General features: G+C 64.1%; 18 protein-coding genes. 5 read left to right on the top strand and 13 right to left on the bottom strand.

Annotation, left to right across the window (positions count from 1 at the left end; translation table 11 throughout):
• Nucleotides 1-64 precede the first annotated feature (64 nt).
• The 3 genes from FJV80_RS19415 to FJV80_RS19405 all read right to left on the bottom strand — a co-directional run bounded on the left by FJV80_RS19415 (nt 65) and on the right by FJV80_RS19405 (nt 2,294).
• Nucleotides 65-829: an enoyl-CoA hydratase-related protein gene (locus tag FJV80_RS19415; RefSeq protein WP_246688998.1), complete on the bottom strand. Its 765-nt coding sequence runs from the start codon at nt 827-829 to the stop codon at nt 65-67.
• Complete coding sequence (locus tag FJV80_RS19410) at nt 826-1,464, bottom strand: acyl-homoserine-lactone synthase (RefSeq protein ID WP_095771883.1); 639 nt, start codon at nt 1,462-1,464, stop codon at nt 826-828. Before FJV80_RS19410 ends, FJV80_RS19415 begins: the two co-directional genes overlap by 4 nt.
• Nucleotides 1,465-1,562: 98 nt before the next feature.
• The gene (locus FJV80_RS19405; protein WP_095771882.1) at nt 1,563-2,294 is read right to left on the bottom strand and encodes a LuxR family transcriptional regulator; all 732 of its coding nucleotides are present in this window, start codon (nt 2,292-2,294) and stop codon (nt 1,563-1,565) included.
• Between the two features lie 257 nt (nt 2,295-2,551).
• Here FJV80_RS19405 and FJV80_RS19400 point away from each other — a divergent pair, with 257 nt between their 5' ends.
• Nucleotides 2,552-3,403: a transporter substrate-binding domain-containing protein gene (locus FJV80_RS19400; protein WP_095787309.1), complete on the top strand. Its 852-nt coding sequence runs from the start codon at nt 2,552-2,554 to the stop codon at nt 3,401-3,403.
• Nucleotides 3,404-3,432: 29 nt separating this feature from the next.
• Here FJV80_RS19400 and FJV80_RS19395 read toward each other — a convergent pair whose 3' ends face one another.
• Nucleotides 3,433-3,846, bottom strand: a complete 414-nt coding sequence (locus tag FJV80_RS19395) for a tellurite resistance TerB family protein (protein WP_142877155.1) — start codon at nt 3,844-3,846, stop codon at nt 3,433-3,435.
• Between the two features lie 173 nt (nt 3,847-4,019).
• On the opposite strand from FJV80_RS19395, the gene FJV80_RS19390 reads away from it, so the two are divergent.
• The gene (locus tag FJV80_RS19390; RefSeq protein ID WP_095787347.1) at nt 4,020-5,666 is read left to right on the top strand and encodes a lysine--tRNA ligase; all 1,647 of its coding nucleotides are present in this window, start codon (nt 4,020-4,022) and stop codon (nt 5,664-5,666) included.
• Here FJV80_RS19390 and FJV80_RS19385 read toward each other — a convergent pair.
• From FJV80_RS19385 to FJV80_RS19345, 9 genes are all read right to left on the bottom strand, one after another.
• On the bottom strand, nt 5,632-6,492 hold the full coding sequence (locus FJV80_RS19385; RefSeq protein ID WP_348643979.1) for a thermonuclease family protein: 861 nt from the start codon (nt 6,490-6,492) through the stop codon (nt 5,632-5,634). The two genes, FJV80_RS19390 and FJV80_RS19385, sit on opposite strands and share 35 nt — an antisense overlap.
• A 9-nt stretch (nt 6,493-6,501) precedes the next feature.
• Nucleotides 6,502-7,140, bottom strand: a complete 639-nt coding sequence (locus tag FJV80_RS19380; protein WP_095771878.1) for a helix-turn-helix transcriptional regulator — start codon at nt 7,138-7,140, stop codon at nt 6,502-6,504.
• 120 nt (nt 7,141-7,260) lie between these two features.
• Nucleotides 7,261-7,452: an RNA-binding protein gene (locus tag FJV80_RS19375; RefSeq protein WP_246688997.1), complete on the bottom strand. Its 192-nt coding sequence runs from the start codon at nt 7,450-7,452 to the stop codon at nt 7,261-7,263.
• A 42-nt stretch (nt 7,453-7,494) separates the two neighbouring features.
• A complete protein-coding gene (locus FJV80_RS19370) occupies nt 7,495-7,938 on the bottom strand; it encodes a nuclear transport factor 2 family protein (protein WP_095771877.1) in 444 nt (147 codons plus the stop codon).
• A gap of 340 nt (nt 7,939-8,278) precedes the next feature.
• The gene (locus tag FJV80_RS19365) at nt 8,279-10,498 is read right to left on the bottom strand and encodes a 3-hydroxyacyl-CoA dehydrogenase NAD-binding domain-containing protein (protein ID WP_142877153.1); all 2,220 of its coding nucleotides are present in this window, start codon (nt 10,496-10,498) and stop codon (nt 8,279-8,281) included.
• Between the two features lie 14 nt (nt 10,499-10,512).
• Complete coding sequence (locus tag FJV80_RS19360) at nt 10,513-11,721, bottom strand: acetyl-CoA C-acetyltransferase (RefSeq protein ID WP_095787303.1); 1,209 nt, start codon at nt 11,719-11,721, stop codon at nt 10,513-10,515.
• A gap of 33 nt (nt 11,722-11,754) precedes the next feature.
• Nucleotides 11,755-12,924 (bottom strand): acyl-CoA dehydrogenase family protein, encoded by a 1,170-nt coding sequence (locus FJV80_RS19355; protein WP_142877157.1) that lies wholly within the window; start codon nt 12,922-12,924, stop codon nt 11,755-11,757.
• 102 nt (nt 12,925-13,026) lie between these two features.
• On the bottom strand, nt 13,027-14,817 hold the full coding sequence (locus FJV80_RS19350; protein ID WP_142877152.1) for an acyl-CoA dehydrogenase: 1,791 nt from the start codon (nt 14,815-14,817) through the stop codon (nt 13,027-13,029).
• Nucleotides 14,818-15,202: 385 nt separating this feature from the next.
• A complete protein-coding gene (locus FJV80_RS19345) occupies nt 15,203-15,664 on the bottom strand; it encodes a MerR family DNA-binding transcriptional regulator (RefSeq protein WP_081296132.1) in 462 nt (153 codons plus the stop codon).
• A gap of 452 nt (nt 15,665-16,116) precedes the next feature.
• Between FJV80_RS19345 and FJV80_RS19340 the strand changes: the two genes are divergently transcribed.
• From FJV80_RS19340 to FJV80_RS19330, 3 genes are all read left to right on the top strand, one after another.
• Nucleotides 16,117-20,181, top strand: coding sequence for a peptidoglycan-binding protein (locus tag FJV80_RS19340; RefSeq protein WP_142877151.1), 4,065 nt, complete (start codon nt 16,117-16,119; stop codon nt 20,179-20,181).
• A gap of 191 nt (nt 20,182-20,372) precedes the next feature.
• Nucleotides 20,373-21,296: a sulfite exporter TauE/SafE family protein gene (locus tag FJV80_RS19335; RefSeq protein ID WP_095771871.1), complete on the top strand. Its 924-nt coding sequence runs from the start codon at nt 20,373-20,375 to the stop codon at nt 21,294-21,296.
• A complete protein-coding gene (locus FJV80_RS19330; protein WP_095771870.1) occupies nt 21,296-22,087 on the top strand; it encodes a TIGR02186 family protein in 792 nt (263 codons plus the stop codon). Before FJV80_RS19335 ends, FJV80_RS19330 begins: the two co-directional genes overlap by 1 nt.
• Nucleotides 22,088-22,115 lie beyond the last annotated feature (28 nt).

Below are 22,115 nucleotides of genomic sequence, written 5' to 3'. Positions count from 1 at the left end.
GGTACGCCCGCCCCGCGCCGCGCGGCCACTGCTACCGGCGGCGCGTGGCTCTTGACGCGGTTGCTCAGGCCGCGAGCCGGGCGATCCGCTGCAGGCGCCGCAGCGTGGTGTCGTCTTGCAACGCCTGCTGGAACAGCGATATCTCCTGGTCGATGCGGTCGCACAGCGCGCCGGTGTTGCCCTTGAGCAGGCCGCGGGTCTGCAGCAGGGCGGCAACCGGCTTCTTGGCGAGCTGCCTGGCGCGGCCAAGTGTCGCCTCCTCCACGCCGTCATGCACGATTTCGGCGACGAGGCCGAGTGCCCTGGCGTCCTCGGCGCGAAGCGTGTCGCCGAGACAGAAGAAGCGGAAGGCGCCGGCATAGCCGAGCTTCTGCGGCGCCAGGATGCTGGTCGCCGCATCCGGCACAAGGCCGAAATCGACGAACGGCACGCGGAACGTGCTTTCATTCGAGGCGATCACCATGTCGCAGTGGAACAGGATGGTGCAGCCGACACCGACGGCATCGCCGTCGACGCAGGCGAGGATGGGCTTGGGGAATGTCGCCAGCGTGCGGAACATGTCGGTAACGGCGGCGATCAGCTTCTGGTGCTTGGTGGCGTCGAGGAATTCGGAAAAGTCGCCGCCGAGGCAGAAGCAGCCTGCCAGGCCACGCAGCACGACGACACGGACCTCGTCATTGTCGGCGGCTTCATGGAACGTCCTGGCAAGGCTTTCATAGGCCCTTCTGTCGAGCACCGGCCGGCCGTCATTCGACGACACGGTGACGATCAGCGTGTGGTTGCGCAGTTCCGGCTGCGGGTGCGGGTTCATGGCGGTCTCCAACCTCATGACGCCCTCCTTTGGCCGAACATGTCGGGATATCCCCGGGCCAGGACGGGAGCGTGGTGGTTGCGGCGCGAACGCACAACGTCCAGCGTGTGCTCATTGAAGGAGAGCAGGGTCGCCACGACCTGCTGATTGCCATAGGTGCGCTGATAGCCCAACGGCGTCGCCAGGAAATGCAGCTGCAGGGCGCGCAGCACCCACATCGGCTCGAACTCGATGATCACCTTGTCGACACCGCGCTTCAGCCCCCACTCGACGAAGCCGGCGATCAATTCGGTTCCGACGGTCGAGACGCCGCGACGACCATCGCGAAAGCCGGGAGCCACCGCATAGCGGGTCAATTCCCAGATGTTGGGGCCCGATGGTGGCGTTCCTTCGGAAAGGTCTGCCAAGACCTCGGTCAGCAGATGGGGCCGCGTGGTCGGCAACATCCGTTGATAGCCCGCGACTTCGTTGCCTCTGATGACGATCTGATGCACCGCCTCGTCATGGTCGAACTGGTCGACCTCGAATCCGTCCGGCCGCCGCAGGTCCTCCCACCCCATCTCCTCGACAAATATCTGGTAGCGTAGACGATGGACGGCCTCCCAAAGGTCGGGACGTTCCATCAATTCCTGAGTTGTAAGACAAAAAAGCATGCCGTCGTCTCCTGGGTTTAAGAGGAAGATACGGCCGTGCCTCAACGAGAAAATTGCGTGATCACGTAGGCAAGAAATTCCAGGTCGGCACGGCCGACCTAACTAATGTAGCCGCGCCTTATCGCTTCGGCGACGGCCTGGACCCGGTTGACGGCACCGAGTTTGCTTTTGGCGTTAAGAAGATGTTTCTCCGACGTGTGTTCGGAGATGCCGAGGATTTGCGAAATCTCCCATTCCGACTTGCCGACGGCGGCCCATTGCAGGCATTCGCGCTCGCGCGGGGTCAGTTCTATGTGGTCGATGGTCTTGGTCGCCATGGTGTGGATTTGCATGGCGCGGCCAACGGCATAGGTCGAGACCAGCGACACAAGGCCGAACTCGGCCGCCGACAGCTGCACGGCCTCGCCACCCAGCGACACCATGACGATCTGGCCATCGAGCGTGATCAGCGGGAAGGCCAGCCCGTCGCGCAGCTTGAAGGCGCCGGCATCGCCCATCACCTCATCGCTGCTCTTGTCGAAGCTAATGCCCTGGGCGGCTTCGCGCCACTGGAACGGCGCCTGCAGCTGCTTCATGTGGCTGACCACCGGATCGTGGTCGACATAGTTGCGCGCCACGTAGCGCTCCAGCCATTCGACAGGCCAGTCGCAAAGCAGCACATGCTGCTTTTGCTGCCCTGTCGGTGTGCCTGGCTGCGGAACGGTTCCCGCCATCAGCGCGGTCAGACCGAAATCCGAGGTTATGCCCAAAAGTTTCTCGCAGACCGCTGCCGCCGTTCCGGCGTGCTGCAGTTGGTCTATGTATTCCAGCGTGCGATCGAATTGACCCATCGCAACATAACCCCATGTTGCCTCATGCATTGAGATCAATGGTCCATGCGTTGTCTGCATTTGGCCACCGACCACGGATTGCAACACGCACATTCTCGGTTGTGGTTCTCGACCCGGGTCCCCCAACCAGGGCAGCCACCGCTGTTTGCAAACGTGCTAAAGCATAGCCTGAAATTGGCGCGTTGAAATCAAAAACCATTGTGCCTGTACCATTTTCGTACCAAAACCGGTGCTAATCGAGGGCGCGGAGTTCTATCGTGGCGTTCCAATGGAGGTTCCTGGTCCTGGCGTCGCTGCTGATCGCGGCACTGCCATCGGCTCCTGCGGCGCGCGCGGCCGAACCGCAGGTACCGGTATTGTGGGACGCCAAGGAGCGGTTGCCGAAGCCCGACCTCTCGGCACTGCCACGGCTGCGATTCCTGACGACCACGGATTTTCCGCCCTTCAATTTCCTCGATGGCGCGGGAAAGCTGTCCGGTTTCCACATCGACCTGGCGCGCGCCATCTGCGCCGAACTCGGCATTGCCGACAAATGCCAGATCCAGGCATTGCCCTGGGGCGAGCTTGAAGGGGCCCTCGAGAAAGGCGAAGGCGAAGCAATCATCGCCGGCATCGCCGCGACGCCGCAATCGCGCCAGACATACGCCTTCTCGCGCTCCTATCTGCCGTTTCCGGCGCGCTTCATCACGCCGAAGAACAAGGCACTTGCCGAACCGGTCTTCGACAAGCTGCGCAGCAAGCGCGTCGGCGTTCTCGCCGGCTCGGCGCATGAGCGCATGCTGCGCGACTATTTCAGCACGGTCCAAATCGTCTCCTTCGACGGACCGGAAGCCCTCTACAGCGATCTCAAGGCGGGCAAGATCGATGCCGCCTTCGGTGACGGCATGCGTTTCGCCTTCTGGCTGGGCGGCTCGGATGCAGCCCGGTGCTGCCGTTTTGCCGGCGGTCCCTATCTGGCGCCCGAATATCTGGGCACGGGCATGGCTATCGCCACACGGGCGGACAATCCGGCGCTGGCCGCAGCGATCGATTACGCGCTGCAGGAGATCTCGATGAAAGGCACCTTCGCCGAATTCTACCTGCGCTATTTCCCGGTCAGTTTTTTCTGATTCAGAGCACGGCCCAGGGTTGTTGAGATTCAGGTCAGGGTGCGCAGCCGCGCCTTGGCCGCGCGGCCGATGGCGGCGACGGTCAGCGTGTCGAGATCGAGCTTGCGGCGGATCAACTGCAGCACCCGGACTTCCTCCATGCGCATTTCGAGATCGACGGCGGCCACTTCGAAGGCGGCGGCGTAGGCGGTGTCGCGCAGGCGCTCCGGCAGGGCGTCGCCAATTTGGGCCAGGACACCATCGAGGCCATCCTTTTCCTGCAGCAGCTTCTGGCAAGCCTGGGCGACGGGAACCAGGCGGTCCTGCTTGAAATCCTCGAACACCGGCCATGAGCGGACAACGTCGCCGATCCGGGCCAGTTCGACATCGGTCATGTCGCGGTCGGAGGCCGAGGTGATGACCATCAGGTAGATCAGGGCTTCATGCGGGGTCGGCGACGGCATTCTTTACTCCTTGAACGGGTTTCGAAGGTAGGAACGGGGGTCGAAGGTCGCAAGGAAAAAGCGCCCCACGCGTTGACGCTCCGGCCATGCGCGCCTAGAGGACCGGTTGAAAATCGACACTGCGACCATACCGGCGAATGATCTGGCCGGCGAACAATTTGGAAAACGCGACCATGGCGGGATCAAACATAATCGATCTCAACCCCGAACTGCTGGCGGCAGCGGCCGAGAGCAAGGCATGGCCGTTCGAGGAAGCCAAAAAGATCATCGAGCGCTACAAAGGCAGCGACTTCCCCGAGACGATCCTGTTCGAGACCGGCTATGGCCCGTCGGGCCTGCCGCACATCGGCACGTTCGGCGAGGTGGCGCGCACCTCGATGGTGCGCCATGCATTCCGCGTGCTGACACAGGACAAGGTCGCCACCAAGCTGCTGTGCTTCTCCGACGACATGGACGGGATGCGCAAGATACCCGACAACGTGCCGGATCGCGCGGCACTCGAGCCGCATCTGCACAAGCCGCTGTCTTCGGTCCCCAATCCGTTCGGCGGCGACTATGCGAGCTTCGCCGACCACAACAATGCGATGCTCTGCCGCTTCCTCGACACGTTCGGCTTCGACTACGAATTCGCCAGCGCGACGCAGTACTACAAGTCAGGCCGTTTCGACGCCATGCTGCTGCGCGCCGCCGAGCGCTACGACAAGATCATGGCGGTGATGCTGCCGACGCTCGGGCCGGAACGGCAGGCGACCTACAGCCCGTTCCTGCCGATTTCTCCGAAGAGCGGCCGTGTGCTTTACGTGCCGATGAAGCATGTCGACGCCAAGGCCGGCACCATCACCTTCGACGATGAAGGCACCGAGACCACGCTTTCGATCACCGGCGGCCGGGTGAAGCTGCAGTGGAAGCCGGATTTCGGCATGCGCTGGGCAGCGCTCGGCGTCGATTTCGAAATGTTCGGCAAGGACCATCAGACCAACGCGGTGGTCTATGACCGCATCTGCAACATCCTGGGCGGGCGCGCGCCGGAGCATTTCGTCTACGAGCTGTTCCTCGACGAAAACGGCCAGAAGATCTCGAAGTCGAAGGGCAACGGCCTGACCATCGACGAGTGGCTGACCTATGCGCCGACCGAAAGTCTCGGGCTCTACATGTACCAGCGGCCGCGGCAGGCCAAGAAGCTCTATTTCGACGTCATTCCGAGGGCGGTGGATGAGTATTACACCTTCCTGGGCGCCTACCCCAGGCAGGACTGGAAGGAGCGGCTGGGCAATCCGGTCTGGCACATGCATGACGGCAATCCGCCTGATATCGACATGCCGGTGCCGTTCTCGCTGCTGCTCAACCTGGTCAGCGCCTCCAATGCGCAGAACAAGGACGTGCTGTGGGGCTTCATCTCGCGCCATACGCAAGGCGTGACGCCAAAGACGCATCCCGATCTCGACCAGCTGGTCGGCCACGCCATCCGCTATTTCGACGATTTCGTGCGGCCGACGAAGACCTTCCGTGCGGCCGACGAGGTCGAACGCGAGGCGCTCGAGGCCCTGGACGCGGCACTTGGTGCATTGCCGGCGGATGCCGGCGGCGAAGCGATCCAGAACGCTTCGCTCAATGTGGCGCGCAAGATCGAACGCTATCAGGATCATTCCAAGCAGAGCCCGGAGGGCGGCCCGGGCGTTTCGGGCGCCTTCTTCCAGATGATCTACCAGGTGCTCATCGGCCAGGAGCGCGGTCCGCGCTTCGGCTCGTTCGCCGCGCTCTACGGCGTCGCCGAGACCCGCGCGCTCATTCAGCAGGCGCTGGCTGGTCAGCTGGCTTGAGGGCGCCGTCGACCTCTTCCAGGATCGAGCCCGGCGCCTGAGGCGCCGGGGCTGGCGCGGGCGGAACCGCTGACATGCCGGCCAGGTTCGGCGCCGACCCGAAAATGCCCTTCTTCGCGCTTTGCGCCTTTTCACCGGCCGCGACATAGGGTCCGCCCTTGGCGGCACGCGCCCAGCCATTGTCGACCAGCCATTGGCCGACGTCCTGCTTGCCGATCCGGCACTCCGCCGCGATGCGGTCGCGGCCGCCTTCGGGCGGCACCGTGCAGACCACGGCGCGGCCGCGCAGGAAAGCGCGGAACGCCGTGCGCGCACGAATGCCGCACGGCCAGGACTTGCCGTCGGTGGTGCAGGTCTCGTCCTGCCCGACGGCATCGATGCCGGAGATCGCGACCGAATAGCCTTTCGCCTCGATCAGGCCGGCGGCGGTCGCGACCGGCTGGAACAGCTTGGTGCCATTCCAGTCATCGGGCATCTTCGGCTTGGGCGGCATGGCCAGCGCCAGCTTGCTCAGCGGCTGGCGCGGCTCGACCCGCTCGAGTTCCCCAACGCGCAGTTCCGGCGGCGCGACGACGTCCGGATCGATCGCCCGCGAATGCACCGCCGCCTTTGGCGGTGGCGGAACGGCCGGCGCGGGAATGGCTGAGGTGGCCGGCTCGTCAGACCCGGCATCGGTGCCGGCCTGAGAGATCGTGTCCGTGCCGGGATCGATCTGATCCACCGCGACGGTGCCTTGGCTTCCTTTCAGCGTGCGGCCGCCGGCGACGACCAGGGCCGCCATCACCGGGATCATCAGAACCGCCACAATGAGATGAGGTACCCGCACCAGCCCGACCTACTGGCTTGCCCAGACAATCCGCGCCACCCATTCGACCTCGCGCATGGGAATGTCGCGGTCGGGATGATCGGGATTGAGTGAGACCAGCGCGATCGACTTGACGGTCTGGCGCTCGAGCACCTTGGCCATCACCTCGCCCGATATGGTCTTGACGACGACGCGATCGCCCTTGCGGGTGATGGCTCCCGGCTCGACGATGAGGACGTCGCCATTGCGATAGAGCGGCAGCATGGAATCGCCCTGCACCTGCAGCGCATAGGAGCTTTCGGTCGATTGCGCCGGCAGTTCGACCAGATCCCAGCCCTGCCCGGCCGGAAAGCCGGCATCGTCGAAGAAGCCACCGGCACCGGCCTGGGCAAAGCCGAGCAGCGGCACGGAGCGCCTGTAGGCGGGCGCAGCGCCTATGCGGCCTTCGATCAGCCCGGTGAATTCGTCGAGCGAGGCACCCGTCGCCTCGATGATCTTGGCCAGTGATTCGGTCGAGGGCCAGCGCGGCCGGCCATCCGAGGACAGGCGCTTCGACTTGTTGAAGGCGGTCGAATCGAGGCCTGCGCGCCTCGCCAGACCTGACGCCGAAAGCGAATAGCGCTCGGCAAGAGCATCGATGGCAGCCCAGACACGCTCATGCGAGAGCAATCTCGCTCTCCTCGAAACAGGAAAAAATGCCTCTTCCTGTCTAGCGCGCATTCGCCGCCATGTCCACCGGGCGCAAGTAGTGTCTTAGTTTGCGGAGCGGCAATGGCGAGAGGCGCGCGCCTAGCGCTTCCAGCGGCTTTCCGCCTCCTTCTTCGCGATCTCGGCGCGCCGTTCTGGCGTCATATTCTCGGCGCGCTTCTTGCCACTCTTCGAATCAAGCTCTTTGGCGGCGGCGCTCTTGCCGTCGACCTGCAGATCGTCGGCTTCCTCGCCGGTAGCAATGCGCATGGTGCGGACGGCATTGCCGATCACATCGGCGGGGCGCTTTTGACCTTTCGGTCCAGTTGGTATCTTCTACTGACCAACTACCGACGCCGCTGGCCGTCCCGACGTGATAGGATCGGCGTGACGTAGAACGATCCTCCACACGCCATCCTCCCGCCGGAAAATAGTGGTGGTCCGAAGCGCAATCGGCGCCAGTTTATCGGCGCCGCCAACCTTGGATCGGACCCGCTCGATCTCCATGATATAGCCCAAGTCTGCCGTCGCGTACTCGGCAATTCGCTCAAAGCCGATGACCTCGCCATCCCGATAGTTGGTGGCAGCTCGATCCATGGTCTCAGCAGCCTTTGTCCATCCCCTGGCCGGTGGACCGAACGGGTTCGCGATTATCACGTCATCGCGTCGCGAATACAGGCTTTTCAGGGGCTCAGGATCGCCCTTAACAAAAGCACCCACAGCCAAATGATCCTGTTCGATGACATTCGTGAGGTCGGAGGACAACATTCCAGTGCCCATCAAATTTGGCTTTCCCAAACAAAATCATACCGCATCGGAAGGGCAAGAGCGAGAGCAGCGCGTAAAGGCCGCCGGATTTCAAACTGAGACACTACCCGGGCGCAGCTGGCGGATCGCTAACAAAACTGCGTGCCGCCACGCCCAGACGGCGCGCCCTTGGCCGCGCGAAGAGCGCGGTTTCAGCAGTCGATGGTCGGAGATCAGCCTATCCGGGCGCAGGCCCTGATGGGAGGTTATGAACATCCGCTCGGCCACGGCTGCGTGCCGTGGCCATCATGCGCAAAATGAACGTGCTATGGCGTCCCTTGTGTGTCGGCCAGCCTTTGTGTTTCGGCCGGCGTCAGGCGGCCTGTTTCACGTCGCCCTTGGCGTAGGGATCGAAGCGCTGGTAGAAAGTTTCGCCCTTTTCGGCCATGTCGAGGAGCAGCTTGGGCGCCTTGAACTCGGCGCCGTATTTCTTCTGCAGTCCCTTGGCGATCTTGACGAATTCCTTGGCGCCGATGCCGTCGATATAGGACAGCGCGCCGCCAGTGTAGGGCGCGAAGCCGAAGGCCAGGATCGAGCCCACATCGGCCTCGCGAGGATCGGTGACGATGCCTTCCTCCATCACCCGCGCCGCTTCCAGCGCCGTGGTGACCAACAGCCGTTGCTGCAGCTCCTCGTAATCGACCTTCTCGGGCGCAAGCTGCGGATAGAGGTCCTTCAGTCCCGGCCACAGCTTCTTCTTGGCCGGCTTGGCCGGATAATCGTAGAAACCCTTGCCGTTCTTGCGGCCGAAGCGGCCATGGTCGTCGACCATGGTGTTGATCAGCGCCATCTGCTTGGGGTCGACGGCCTTGTCACCGAGATCCCTGATGGTCTGCTTCATGATCTTCTGGGCAAGGTCGATCGCCGTCTCGTCGGTCAGCGCCAAGGGACCGACCGGCATGCCGGCGGCCTTCGCCGCATTCTCGATCATCGGCGCGGGCACGCCCTCGATCAGCATCTTGTAGGCTTCCGACATGTAGCGCAGCACGCAGCGGTTGACGTAGAAGCCGCGCGTGTCGTTGACGACGATCGGTGTCTTCTTGATGGCTCGGACAAAGTCGATCGCGGTGGCGAGCGCCTTGTCGCCGGTCTTCTTGCCCAAAATGATCTCGACCAGCATCATCTTGTCGACCGGCGAGAAGAAGTGGATGCCGACAAAATTCTTCGGCCGAGCCGAATTCTTCGCCAGCGAGGTGATCGGAATGGTCGAGGTGTTCGACGCGAAGATCGCGGACGACTTAAGCACGGCTTCCGCCTGTTCTGTGGCGGCCTTCTTGACGGCCGAATCCTCGAACACCGCCTCGACCACGAGGTCGCAGCCGGCAAGATCGGCATAATCGGCTGTCGGCGTGATCAGCGACAGGAGCTTGTCCTTCTCCTCCGGCTTGGCGCGGCCCTTCCTGACCTGATCCGAGACCAGGCTGTCCGAATGCGCCTTGCCCTTTTCGGCCGACTCCATGTCGCGGTCGAGCAGCACCACCGGAATGCCGGCCTTGGCCGTGACATAGGCGATACCGGCGCCCATGAAGCCGGCGCCGAGAATGCCGATCTTCTTGAACTTGGTTTCCGGCACGCCGTGCGGGCGGCGGGCGCCCTTGTTCAGTTCCTGCAGTGACACGAACAGCGAGCGGATCATCGCCGCCGCTTCCCTGGTCTGCATGATCTCGGTGAAATAGCGCTGTTCGATTCTCAGAGCGGTGTCGAACGGCACCAGCAGGCCTTCATAGACGCATTTCAGGATGGCGGCGGCGGCCGGATAATTGCCATAGGTCTCGCGGCGAAGGATGGCGATGGCCGGCGGCCACAGATTGAAGCCGGCCGGCGAATAGATCTGACCGCCGGGCAGCCTGAAGCCCTTCTCGTCCCAGGGCTGGACGGCTTTCAGTCCGTTCCTGATCATGGCCTTTGCAGTCTCGACCAGCTTGGCCGGCTCGGCGATCTCGTGGATCAGGCCCATGGCCTTCGCCTTCTGCGGCGACAGATTCTGGCCGGAGGTCAGCATCTGCAGCGCCTGCTGCTGATCGGTCAGCCGCGGCACGCGCTGGGTGCCGCCGGCGCCGGGGAAGATGCCGACCTTGACTTCCGGCAGGGCCATCTTGACCTTGTCTGAATCGGCGGCGACGCGACCGTGGCAGGCCAGCGACAATTCGAAGGCGCCGCCCATGCAGGTGCCGTTGATCGCCGATACCCAGGGCTTGCCCGATGTTTCGAGCTTGCGCCACAGACCGCTCATGCGACCGGCATTGTCGAACAGCAGCTTTGCCGCCTTCTCCGGGTCCTTGGTCTTTTCCCTGGCGAACACGGCAAGCATCTTCTGCAGCATGGTCAGATCAGCGCCGCCGGAGAAGCTGTCCTTGCCCGAGGTGATCACCGCACCCTTGATGCCGGCGTCGGCCACCACCTGGTCGATGATCTTGTCGAGTTCGCCCATCACCTCCTCGGTGAACACGTTCATCGAGCGATCCGGCATGTTCCAGGTGACGAGCGCAATGCCGTCAGCGTCGGTATCGAGGGTGAAATTGATGTAGCTCATTGTTTCTCTCCCCGTCAGACGCGTTCGATGATCGTTGCGGTGCCCATGCCGGCGCCGATGCACAGCGTCACCAGCGCGGTGTTCAGATCGCGGCGCTCGAGTTCGTCCAGCACCGTGCCGAAGATCATCGCGCCGGTGGCGCCGAGCGGATGGCCCATGGCGATGGCGCCGCCATTGACGTTGATCTTGTCGTGCGGGATCTCGAAAGCCTGCATGTAGCGCAGCACCACCGAGGCGAAGGCCTCGTTGAGCTCGAACAGGTCGATGTCCGACAGCTTCATCTTGGCGCGCTTCAGGAGCTTCTCGGTGACATCGACCGGGCCGGTGAGCATCAGCACCGGCTCGGAGCCGATATTGGCGAAGGTGCGGATGCGCGCGCGGGGCTTGAGGCCCATCGCCTTGCCGGCCTTCTTCGAGCCGAGCAGCACGGCCGCCGCGCCGTCGACGATACCGGACGAGTTGCCGGCGTGGTGGACGTGGTTGACCTCTTCCACCTCGGGGTGCTTCTGCACCGCGACCGCATCGAAGCCGCCCATTTCGCCGGGCATGACGAAGGATGGGTTGAGCGATGCCAGCGACTGCATGTCGGTCGAAGGCCGCATGTGCTCGTCATGGTCGAGGATGGTCAGGCCGTTCTGGTCCTTGATCGGAATGACCGAATTCTTGAAGCGGCCGTCAGACCAGGACTTGGCGGCCCGCGTCTGGCTTTCGACCGCATAGGCGTCGACGTCGTCCCGGGAGAAACCGTATTTGGTGGCGATCAGGTCTGCCGAGATGCCTTGCGGCACGAACCAGCCGGGCAGGCCGACCGAAGGATCCATGAACCAGGCGCCGCCGGAGGCACCCATGCCGACGCGCGACATGGATTCGACACCACCGGCGATGACGATCTCGTCGGCGCCCTGCGCGATCTTGGCGGCGCCGAAATTGATGGCGTCGAGACCGGAGGCGCAGAAGCGCGAGATCTGCATGCCAGGCGCCTTGGTGTCGTAGCCGGCCTCGAAGGCGGCGGCGCGCGGAATGACCGAGCCGGCCTCGCCGACCGGATCGACGCAGCCGAAGATGATGTCGTCGACGGTGCCGGTGTCCAGCCCGTTGCGGTCGCGCAGCGCTTCCAGCGTCTTGGCGGCAAGCCGCACCGCCGGCACTTCGTGCAGCGATCCATCCTTCTTGCCCTTGCCGCGCGGCGTGCGCACGGCGTCATAGACGTAAGCTTCGGCCATTTTCGTGCTCCTTGGGTTTGCCGGTCGCCGCTCTCAGAGCGAGCGGCCGATCAGCAATTTCATGATCTCGTTGGTGCCGCCGTAGATGCGCTGGACGCGAGCGTCGCGGAACATGCGGGCGATCGGATATTCATTCATGTAGCCATAGCCGCCGTGCAGTTGAAGGCATTCGTCGACGACTTTTCCCTGCAGGTCGCTCAGCCAGTACTTGGCCATCGAGGCCGTCACGGGATCGAGGCCGCCATTGATGTGGCGGGTGACGCAGTCATTGTAGAAGACGCGGCCGATCGTCGCCTCGGTCTTGAGCTCGGCCAGCTTGAACTGGGTGTTCTGGAAATCGATGATCGCCTTGCCGAAGGCCTTGCGTTCCTTGACATAGTCGATGGTCAACGCCAGCGCCCGCTCGATCATGGCAATGGCGCCTGTGCCGATCTGCAGCCGCTCCTGCGGCAATTGCTGCATCAGCTGGATGAAGCCCTGCCCTTCTTCGTGGCCGAGCAAATTGGAGGTCGGGACGCGCACGTCGTTGAAGAACAGTTCCGACGTGTCGTTGGCCTTCAGGCCGATCTTGTCGAGGTTGCGGCCGCGCTCAAAACCTTCGACCTCGTCGGTCTCGACGACAATCAGCGAGGTGCCCTTGGCACCCTTTTCCGGATCGGTCTTGGTGACGACGATGATGAAGTTGGCCAGCTGGCCGTTGGTGATGAAGGTCTTGGAACCATTGATCCTGTACTGGTTGCCGTCCTTCTCGGCCCGCGTCTTGACGCCTTGCAGGTCGGAGCCGGCGCCCGGTTCGGTCATGGCGATGGCGCCGATCAGCTCGCCGGTGGCGAGCTTCGGCAGCCACTTCTTCTTCTTCTCCTCGGAGCCGTAGTGGAGGATGTAAGGGGCGACGATCGAATTGTGCAGGCCGATGCCAAAACCATCGACGCCGACATGGCCGATCGCCTCGATGATGGCGCTCTCATGGGCGAAGGTGCCGCCGGAACCGCCATATTCCTCCGGCATCGAGGCGCAGAGCAGGCCGGCGGCGCCGGCCTTGCGCCAGCTCTCGCGGTCGACCATCTCGTTCTTCTCGAACTCGTCGTAGCGCGGCGCGATCTCCTCCGACATGAAGCGGGTTGCCATGTCGTAGAGCATGCCGACCTCGTCCGCCGCCCAGGCGGGCTTGGGAAGGCCAAGTATTTCGGCGGGGCTGGTCATGTGGATATGGTACTCCTCCCAGAGCGCATCGTCAGCGTTGACGCCGGCGCACGTCACGCTGGCCTCAACCGACCCTCCCCCTGAAGGAGAGGGCAACCATCTTTAGAACGCTTCCGCAGGCAGGGCCATCAGCGTGTCAGCGCCGCTCGAAATACGGGCGAGATGCGCCGACGTCTCCGGCATGATCCGCTCCATGAAGAAGCGCGCCGTCACCACCTTGTTGTCGTAGAAGGACTGGGTGCCGTTGGCGCCGGTCTTGCCCTGAGCTGCCTTGGCCATCTGCGCCCACATGTAGCCCAGAGCAACAAGGCCGAAGAGGTGCATATAGTCGGTCGAGGCCGCGCCGGCATTGTCGGGCCTGGCCATGCCATTCTGCACCAGCCACATGGTCGCCGCCTGCAGGTCGTTCAGGCCCTTCTTCAACCCCTTGGTGAAGGGCGCCATCTTCTCGTCGGCGCGGTTCTCCTCGCAGAATTCGCCGACCTCCTTGAAGAAGGCCTGGATGGCGCGGCCGCCATTGAGGCCGAGCTTGCGGCCGACGAGGTCGAGCGCCTGGATGCCGTTGGCACCTTCATAGATCATGGCGATGCGGGCATCGCGCACGAACTGGCTCATGCCGTGCTCTTCGATATAGCCGTGACCGCCGAACACCTGCTGCGCCATGACGGCGTGGTCGAAGCCCTTGTCGGTGAGCACGCCCTTGACCACCGGCGTCATCAGGCCGGTGTAGTCGTCGGCCGCCTGGCGGTCCTTGTCGTCGGCGGAGCGATGCGCGACGTCGGACTTGATCGCCGTCCACAGCGCCAGCGCACGGCCGGCCTCGTTGAAGGCCTTCATGGTCATCAGCGAGCGGCGGATGTCGGGATGGACGATGATCGGGTCGGCCTTCTTGTCCGGCGCCTTGGCGCCTGAGAGCGAACGGCCCTGCAAGCGGTCCTTGGCGTAGGCAACGGCGTTCTGGTAGGCGATCTCCGACAGCGAAAGCCCTTGCAGGCCGACGCCGAGGCGGGCCTCGTTCATCATCGTGAACATCGCCTTGAGGCCGCCATTCTCCTCACCGAGCAGCGTGCCTTCGGCCTCGTCATAGTTCATGACGCAAGTCGAATTGCCGTGGATGCCCATCTTCTCCTCGATCGAGCCACAGGAGAGCGTGTTGCGTTCGCCCGGATTGCCCGCAGCATCGAGCTTGAGCTTCGGCACGATGAACAGCGAGATACCCTTGACGCCTTCCGGCGCGCCCTCGATGCGGGCCAGCACCAGATGGACGATGTTGTCCGACATGTCGTGCTCGCCGGCCGAAATGAAAATCTTTTGGCCCGAGATCTTGTAGGTACCGTCGCCGTTCGGCACCGCCTTGGTGCGCAGCAGGCCGAGATCGGTGCCGCAATGCGGTTCGGTCAGGTTCATGGTGCCGGTCCAGGAGCCCTCGACCATCTTCGGCAGCCATTTGGCCTTCTGCTCGTCGGTGCCGTGGGTGATGATCGCCGCGATGGCGCCCTGGGTCAGGCCCGGATACATCATCAGCGACATGTTGGCCGAGACCATGTATTCGGCGACGGCGGTGTGCACGGCATAGGGCAGGCCCTGGCCGCCAAACTCGACCGGCGCCGCCAGCCCCATCCAGCCGCCTTGGCGATACTGGCCGAAGGCCTCCTTGAAGCCTTTGGGCGTGGTCACCGAGCCGTCGTCGTGACGCACGCAGCCTTCCATGTCGCCGACGCGGTTGAGCGGATGCATGACGTTTTCGGCGAGCTTCGCACCTTCGGCCAGGATCGCTTCCAGCACGTCTGGCGTCGCGTCGGCAAATCCGGGAAGGTTCGAATAGCGCTGATAGCCCAGCACCTCGTTGAGTACGAACAGCGTATCCTGGACCGGCGCCCTGTATGTCGGCATGCTTTTTCTCCACCCTGCGGACCTGGTCCGAAAGCCCCCGAATTGATGTCAGGGCAGCATGCAGACCCGTGTTGAAGCCGAGATAGCAAAAATTGACGTTTGCGTAAACGTCAATTTTTTGATGCGACAAGATTTCCCGACCACCCAGCTTGGGGAAGCTAGAGTGTTTCACCGTTTCACGGAAACGGCGAAACGCTCTATCTCATTGTTTTAACGCAAGTCCGGACGGAAAACCGCTCACACTTTTCCTGGAATTGCTCTAGCGGTGCGACGTCATGCAGGCCAGCGCCGAGGAAACCAGATGCAGGCAACGAAAAAGCCGCGCGGCAGAGCCACGCGGCTTTGATGGTCGAGACTCCGACTGAGTCGGAACCGGTGGGTTGCTTCAGCTCGCGACGCTTGCCTGCGGTGCCGTGCGCTCGGCCAACATCTGGCGTACCGCGGACATCGAGCCGGAGAGCTCGTTGATGGCGTCATCGATCAGCGCCCGCTGCTTCTGCAGGCGGGCGAGCTGCTTCTCCGACTTGTCCAGCGCCAGCCGCAGCTGCTTGGTGTTGGAACCGGTCGGATCGTAGAGATCCATCATCTGCTTGACGTCGCGCAGCGAGAACCCGACCTTGCGGCCGAGCAGGATCAGCTTCAGGCGGGCCTTGTCGCGGCGCGTGTAGAGACGGGTGGAGCCGTCCCGCTGCGGGTTGAGCAGGCCCTTGTCTTCGTAGAAACGCAGCGTGCGCAGCGTCACGCCGTATTTCTTGGCCATTTCGCCGATGCGGGCGAGGTCCTCGCCGGCTTCGACAGATACATTATTGGTATTGGCCGCGGTCTCGCCGGCCGAGATAAGCTTCATGGTCACTGGCTTTCCCCGTCTGGTGGCGTCGCGGTCCTGGACCATGCGTCGCCTGACTGGAAGCGGGGGCGTGCTTCCAGTCGTGGTTTCGACAAACAAAATCGCAAACAGCACACTCAAATGCGCCTTTTACGTTTACGTCAATTCTATACCGATAGCCGCCTCATGACGCAAGGGGCGTTCTGTGAAGGTGCTTTATGCCGCACCGTGGCAGCGAGAGCGAACTTCCTTCCAACTTCTTAAGCTTGGTTAACGCGTTGTTTACCACGTTGGGGGAAATGTGGGCGCGTCGGCTACCCGTGTTTATCCTGTATCGAATTTTTCACGGTTTTCGGAGCGCGGGTGAAACCCCGGGAAGCTTGTCTTCCACCGTGGAAGCGCGGTCGCCTTCGTTCCGGCAGGGACTTGGGGAGCTGGTCGCAAGCCGGCCAATCTGAAAGACGGACGCACCGATGAACAGCAAGCGGTCCTATCTCGACACACTCAACGCCGGCAGGCAGCGCAAGCCGCAGACCACGCTCGAGCAACTGAACCGCTCGCTGGAGACGCTGGAACAGCGGCTGGGGCAGACCCGCGAGGAGGTGACGGCACGTCCCGCTCCGCGCCAATACGGCGCGGACCCGCGCTATCCAGCCACCGAACCGCGCTATCCCGCCGCCCAGCCAACCGCTCAGCAGCGCTGGTATGAGGATCCGCGGCCGGCCGCGCGCCCGCAGACCCCGGCGCCGGCCCCCGCCTTCGACCAGAACTACCAGGCCATCGCCCGTGACATCGACCGCGTGCGCGGCCAGGAAGACAGCGTCGCCATGGTCGGCAAGATTGCCGGCGAATTGCGCGGCATGCGCGAGGAACTGCGCCACCAGATGACGGCGGGCCTGCAGCGCGAATTCGATGCGCTGCGCAAGGATATCGACCGCGCCTTCCAGGCCAACGCCAGGTCCGGCACAGCGGGCAAGGGCAGTGCCGAACTCGGCGTCGAATTCGAACGGCTTTCCGGCGCCATCAAGTCGCTGTCGGAGAAAAGCGACGACAGAAGCGTCAACATGCTGCGGCTGGAACTCGAGCAGGTGAAGGCCGCGCTCGACACGCTGGCGCGCGAGGAGAGCGTGCAGAAGGTCGACCGCCGCTGGGACGATTTCGACCGCCGCTGGACGGCTTTCGAGGACCGCGTCGACGCCGACCAGCGCAAGCGCTCCGACGACCCCGCCCTTGCGGCCCTGACCGACCGGCTGGAGCAGATCAGCAACGCCGTCAACAATCTGCCTGAATCGCTGTCGCTGCGCTCGCTCGAGGAAAAGGTGCGCACGCTGGCCGGCGCCGTCGAACACTTCGCGGGCCAGCAGGACAATCGCGGCGGCGACACGCTTGCCATGATCGATGAGCGGCTGGACGAGATTTCCCGCGCCATCGTTGCCTCGACCGTCGCGGCACAGGCCAATTCCGTCGACCACGAAGCCTTCGACCGTATCGAGAAGCGCATCGACTCGCTCGCCCGGCAGATCGAGGAGGTGGCGCAGGATCGCCCCGGCAACGCGGTCATGGATCGCCTGAGCACCCTGTCGAGCCGCGTCGACGAACTCGCCGGCCGCGCTAATTTGCCCGAACAGGCGATGGAACGGCTGGCCAAGCAGATCACCCTCATCGCCGACAAGATCGACCAGGCGCCGGCCATGCCCGACGCCGACTACATCTTCCACGGGCTCGAGCAGCGCTTCGACGTGCTGTCCGGCATGATGGAACGCCGCCAGGGCGATGCCATCGAACAGGGCAACATGCTGTTTCGCGATCTCGAGCGCCGTCTCGACGAGGTTGCCGACCGGCTCGACCAGCGCCTCGCGCCGCAGATCGACAGCGCCGGCATCATGGAAGCCATCGACGCCCGCTTCACCGCACTCGCCACGCGCATGGAGAGCCGCGCCGCCGATCCCGCCGGCGAAGCGGCGATCCGTGGACTGGAAAGCCGGCTCGAGGACATTTCCAGCCGGCTCGACGCCTCGGCGGCCCAAGTGGCCGGCATCGATCCGGCGCTGATCCGCAGCCTGGAGGCACAGGTCGCCGGCCTGTCCGCCCATCTGTCCAGGCCCAGCACGCCGCTGCCGGAATTTGAGGACATCAGCCCGCGCCTCGACGAAATCGAGAAGGCGCTGGCCGGAACCCGCGATTCCATCCTCGGCGCGGCACGCGAAGCGGCCGAGAACGCGGTGCGTTCGCTGGCCGGGTCGAACGCCAATGCGTCGGCGGTTTCCGGACTCGCCCAGGACCTGAAAACGCTGGAAACGCTGACGCGGCGCTCCGACGAGCGCAATTCGCGAACTTTCGAGGCCATCCACGACACGCTGCTCAAGATCGTCGACAGACTGGGTTCGCTGGAAACCAACGAGCCGTCCGAAGCGGTGAGCGAGCTCCTGGCCACGCGCCAGGACGAGGCGGCCGGCAAGCGCCGCACACGAACCGCCAAGATGGCTGTCGAAGCGCCGTCGATGGATATCGACGAGCCGATGCCGCTGAGCGGCGACATGGCCGATCTCGATGCCCGCGCCGCCGCCATAATGCGTAACGAGGGCGCGCGTAGCGACCTGGGTACGCGTGGCGACCCGGGTACGCGTGGCGAGCTGGGCACGCGAACGCCGGCGGAAGCCGCAGCCGCCGCCGCTATGGCCGCACTCGGTTCCGACACCATCGCCGAGAAGGACCAGCCGGCAGGCCGCAAATCGATGTTCGGCGGGCTGGCCCGCGCCTTCAAGGGCAAGAAGGTGGCGGCGGACGTCCCGCCGCTGGCCGGTTCGCCGCCGAGCAGCGATATTCCGACGGTCGATCTTGACGAGCCGCTCGACCCGAAAGTGGCCAACCGCCCACTGGAGCCAGGCTCCGGCGCGCCCGACCTCAATGCCATCATGAAGCGGGTTCGCGACGAGCGCGGCCAGCCGGCAAAGCTTGGCGAAAGCGACGCCGCCAAATCGGATTTCATCGCAGCCGCGCGGCGCGCCGCGCAGGCCGCCGCCGCGGAGGCCGACGCCCTGAAGCGCCAGTCGACGGTGAAAGGCCCGGTGAAGGCGCTCAGGATCGGCGACCTGCTCAAGGCGCGGCGCAAGCCGATCCTGATGGCGGCGGCAGCGATCATGCTGGCGCTTGCCGGCCTGCAGCTCGGCAAGGCGTTCCTCTCTGATCCCGTTCAGGTGGCAAACAACGACGCCGCACCGGTCGTTGCCGCGCAGCCGGTGCAGACTGCATCCGTCGACACGGCGAGCCAGCCGAAGGCGGAAGCCCAGCCGGCAGCGACGGACGACGAGCCGGCCCGTGCCGTCAGGCAGGCCGAGCAATCCGCGCCCACGACCAAGGACGACATGGTGGCGCAGACCGCCATGGCGATGCCGTCGGACACGGACGCAATGGCGAATACGGCGCCGGTTGCAGAGCCCGCTGCTTCTGCCGCCTCTTCCGGCCCCATGGCTTCGGCCGCTCCAGCACCAGTTGCGCCTATCGCCGCGCCCCCTATGGATGCGACGGCTTCAGAGCCGGCCGCTGCTACCGGCGGTGCGCAAGCGACGGATACCGATACCCAGCCGGTCGCAGCCCCAACGGCGGCCAACGACGCCATCGCCAAGGACACGACCGGTGCCGTTGCACCGACGGCTGCCCCTGCGACAGCAGCCGCGGCCAAGTTCGACATTCCGGCCGATGCCGGCCCGGCCGCGCTGCGCGATGCCGCCGCTGGTGGCGACGCCAAGGCGCTGTTCGAGATCGGCTCGCGCTACGCGGAATCGCGCGGCGTCAAGGAAGACATGGCGGCGGCCGCCAAATGGTACGAGAAATCGGCGGAACTCGGTTTCGCCCCGGCCGAATACCGCATCGGCAATTTCTATGAGAAGGGCATCGGCGTCGCCCGCGACATCAAGAAGTCGAAGACCTGGTACCAACTGGCCGCCGAGCAGGGCAATGCCAGCGCCATGCACAATCTGGCCGTGCTGTTCGCCATGGCCACCGATGGCGTGACCGACAATGAATCGGCCGCGCACTGGTTCCAGGAGGCCGCCGATCTCGGCGTCAAGGACAGCCAGTTCAATCTCGGCATCCTGGCCGCCAAGGGCGTCGGCATGAAGCAGAACCTCGAGGAATCCTACAAATGGTTCGCTCTCGTCGCCAAGACCGGCGACAAGGACGCTGCCGCCAAGCGCGACGAGATCGCCAATGCGCTGCGGCCCGAACAGCTCGAGCGGGCACGCGCCGCGACCGAACTGTGGAAGGCCAAGCCGCTCAATGCGGCGACCAATTCGGCCGACATTCCCGAATCCTGGCAGGAAGGCACGCCGCAGACGACCGCCGGCATCGACATGAGGAAGGCGGTCAAGAACATCCAGCTCATCCTCAACAAGAACGGCTATGACGCCGGCGGCGCCGACGGCGTCATGGGCGAGAAGACCAAGACCGCGATCATCGCTTTCCAGACCGACAACAAGCTGCCGGCGACCGGCGCCGTCGATGAAAAACTGGTGCGGGCGCTGCTGGCGCGCAAATAACAGAGAAGCGTCGTTTCCACGACGCTCTTGCCACACATTTGCCTGTTAACTGATTGAGATATTTTTTGTTTCGACGCGGCGACGAGGTTTGACCTCGCCGCCGCGTCGGCGCAAGGAAAAATTGGCTTTTCGGTGCGAGACTGCCCAGAACGGCTGTATTCGCCGACAGGCAAACTGATCGAGACTGACGGGTGGGCATCTATCTCCCGATTGCGGAAATTTCCGTCAACGTCTTCGTGCTGCTGGCCATGGGCGCTGCGGTGGGCTTCCTGTCGGGCATGTTCGGCGTCGGCGGCGGGTTTCTCATCACGCCACTCCTGATCTTCTACAACATCCCTCCGGCGATCGCGGTCGCCACCGGCGCCAACCAGGTCATCGCCTCGTCCGTCTCGGGCGTGCTGTCGCACATGAAGCGGGGCACGCTCGACTTCAAGCTCGGCGGCGTGCTTCTGGCCGGCGGCATCATCGGCTCCACCGCCGGTATCTACGTGTTCGCCTTGCTGCGCCGACTTGGTCAGCTCGACCTGTTCATCTCGCTGCTCTATGTCGTGCTGCTCGGCACGGTCGGCGGGCTGATGCTGGTCGAAAGCATCAATGCGCTGCGCGCCACACGCAGCGGCGCCGCGCCGGTGCTGAAGAAATCCGGCCAGCACAACTGGATACACCGGCTGCCGCTGAAGATGCGCTTCAGGGCGTCGAAACTGTTCGTCAGCGTCATCCCGGTGCTCGGCCTTGGCGCCGGCATCGGCTTCCTGTCGTCGATCATGGGTGTCGGTGGCGGCTTCATCATGGTGCCGGCGCTGATCTATCTGCTCAAAGTGCCGACCAATGTCGTTATCGGCACCTCGCTGTTCCAGATCATCTTCACGTCCGCCTACACCACGCTGGTCCACGCCACCACGAACCAGACGGTCGACGTCGTGCTGGCCTTCCTGCTGATGGCGGGCGGCGTCGCCGGCGCGCAATACGGCGCCAAGGCCGGCCAGAGGCTGCGCGGCGAGCAGCTCAGGGCGCTGCTGGCCTTGCTGGTGCTGGCTGTGGCGATCAGGCTGGCCATCGATCTTTTCGTCACCCCGCCCAATCTCTATTCGCTGTCCAGCGCGGGCCTCAACTGATGGCGGGCCCGAAGGCATTCGCAGCCGCCATCCTCCTGTCACTGCTTACCGCCGCCGCGCCGGCGAAGGCACAGACGCCGCTGACGGAAGGCATCCAGATCGGTCTCTCCACCGACAATGTCTCGATCACCGCCGGTTTTTCCGGCGCCGACCTGACCATCTTCGGCTCGCTGGAAAATCCCGACCCGCTGGTCGCCCGCCAGGGCCGCTACGACGTCATCGTCGTGCTCGAAGGGCCACCCAAGCCGGTGGTGGTACGCCGCAAAGACCGGGTGCTCGGCGTCTGGGTCAATCTGGACTCCGAAACCTTCGAGAACGTGCCGGTCTCCTATTCGGTGGCGACGACGCGGCCGCTGCAGGACATCACCGAACCAAACAGCTACAAGCAACTGTCGCTCGGGGCCTCCAACCTCTACATGCAGCCCGCCGACGCCGGCGACGGCCCGGCAACGATCGAGGAATTCACCGCGGCGCTGCGCGAACGCAAGGGCGCGGCCGGCCTCTACAGCGAGAATGTCGGCGGCGTGCAGTTCCTGTCGCAGAACCTGTTCCGCGCCACCGTCAGGCTGGCACCGAATGTGCCGGTCGGAACCCATAAGGCCCGCGCCTTCCTGTTCAAGAGCGGCCTGTTCATCAAGGAGAGCTCAGCCCAGCTCGAAATCCGCAAGTCCGGCTTCGAACAGTCGATCTTCCGGGTCGCCCATGACTACTCCTTCCTCTACGGCGTCTTCGCCATATCGCTGGCCATGCTGACGGGCTGGCTCGGCAGGCTGATCTTCCGCAAGGATTGAGCGGCCAAAAGGGGTTTCCCTTTCCCGC

Origin of the sequence: Mesorhizobium sp. WSM4310 (genome assembly GCF_007003935.1) — a bacterium.
In the GTDB taxonomy this organism is placed as follows: Bacteria; Pseudomonadota; Alphaproteobacteria; order Rhizobiales; family Rhizobiaceae; genus Mesorhizobium.
Note: the sequence above shows the minus strand (reverse complement) of the source record. Positions and strands in the feature narration are given on the sequence as shown.